The organism is Endozoicomonas sp. ONNA1 (genome assembly GCF_024606325.1).
In the GTDB taxonomy this organism is placed as follows: domain Bacteria; phylum Pseudomonadota; class Gammaproteobacteria; order Pseudomonadales; family Endozoicomonadaceae; genus Endozoicomonas_A.
Window position 1 is genome coordinate 1 of record NZ_JAHHPN010000631.1, and the last position, 1,650, is coordinate 1,650.

Sequence of the window (1,650 nt, forward strand, 5' to 3'; positions counted from 1 at the left end):
CTCGACGATAAAACGGTAAGTCTGCGACTCAACCGGGCAAACGAAAGGCACAAAGACCAATACCTGCAAGAGTAGACTTTTAATGGTTCTATCCTCTGTTTTCTACGGATAGGAGCAGTGATGGTAGACGAGAGGATAATGCGCACAGAACCAAAACATGGTGATTCATAGATTCCTTCATCCATGGCAAACGTGCTGGCATGCCACTGAGACGCCGATGTTTTATACCTGATGACTGTCGTAAAACCCGGTTTGAGAAAAGCGATGAAGTCAGTGACGATCACGGAGCTAGAGCAAGGTGATTACCCGGACCCGACGTGGTTCACCTCAATCGTCTGATTCGGGTTGTAATGACGAATATTGAGCAGAGAATTGTTGATGTGAAACCCCGGGTGACAAAGCCATCATTTGGCTCGCGACTTACTAGTATATTTATCAACCAACGACCCAAGTGCCTTTGCCTGCTCAGCAATGACCGGATGATTGCTATGTTTTGCACTACTCAATCTTGCACAGATATAGTTCCCATCTTAGGGCCGGGTTCCTCTCCCTGCCTGCACTTGTGAGACCGGATTTTGCACAGAGTACAAATGAACCAATGGCCCAAGTGCCTTTGCCTGCTCAACAATGGCCGGATCATTGCTTCGTTCTGCACTCCTCAACCTTACATAGATATGGCTGTCATCTTCAGGCCATGTTGCTCTCCTTGCCAGCACTTGTGTCACCAGATGCTGCACAGAGTACAAATTAACCGATGGCCTAAGTGCCTGTGCCTGCTCAACAATGGCCGGATCATTGCTTCGTTCTGCACTACTCAACCTTGCATAGATATGGCTGTCATCTTCAGGCCAGGTTCCTCTCCCATCCAGCATTTGTGACACCAGATGCTGCACAGAGTAAAAATTAATCAATCGCCTAAGTGCCTTTGCCTGCCCAGCAATGGCCGGATCATTGCTATGTTTTGCACTCCTCAACCTTGCATAAATATGGTTGTCACTTTCAGGCCAGGTTCCTCTCCCTGCCTGCATTTGTGACACCAGATGCTGCAAAGAGTACAAATTAACCAATGGCCTAAGTGCCTCTGCCTGTTCAGTAATGGCAGGATCATTGCTGCGTTTTGCACCCAACAACCTTCCATAGATATGGTCGTCAACTTCAGGCCAGGTTTCTCTTCCTGCCTTCACTCGTGACACCAGTTGCTGCACCGAGTACAAATCAACCAATGCCCTAAGTGACTTTAACTGCTCAGTAATGGCTGGATCATTGCGTCTTTCTAGACTAAACAACCTTGCATAAATATAGTTGTCATCTTCAGGCCAGGCTTCTCTCCCTACCTGCACTTGTAATACCAGATGCTGCACCGAGTACAAATTTACCAATGGCCTAAGTGCCTTTGCCTGGTCAGTAATGGCTGGATCATTGCTGATGTCTGCACTAAGCAACCTTGCATAGATATAGTTGTCATCTTCGGGCCAGGTTCCTCTCCCTGCCTGCACTTGTGACACCAGGTGCTGCACCGAGCACAAATTAACCAATGGCCTAAGTGCCTTTGCCTGCTCAGCAATGGCCGGATTATTGCTGCGTCTTGCACTAGTCAACCTTGCATAGATATGGTCGTCATCTTCGGGCCAGGTTCCTCTCCCTGCCTGC

At 48.3% G+C, this 1,650-nt stretch carries 2 protein-coding genes; both read right to left on the reverse strand.

The genetic code is table 11. The features are described 5' to 3' along the window. On the reverse strand, positions 1-185 hold a 185-nt coding region (locus KDK19_RS14795; protein ID WP_257292256.1), incomplete at its 3' end, for a hypothetical protein. Positions 186-530: 345 nt separating this feature from the next. Continuing rightward, positions 531-1,650, reverse strand: a 1,120-nt coding sequence (locus KDK19_RS14800) for a hypothetical protein (protein WP_257254272.1), incomplete at its 5' end; no start/stop codon positions are given.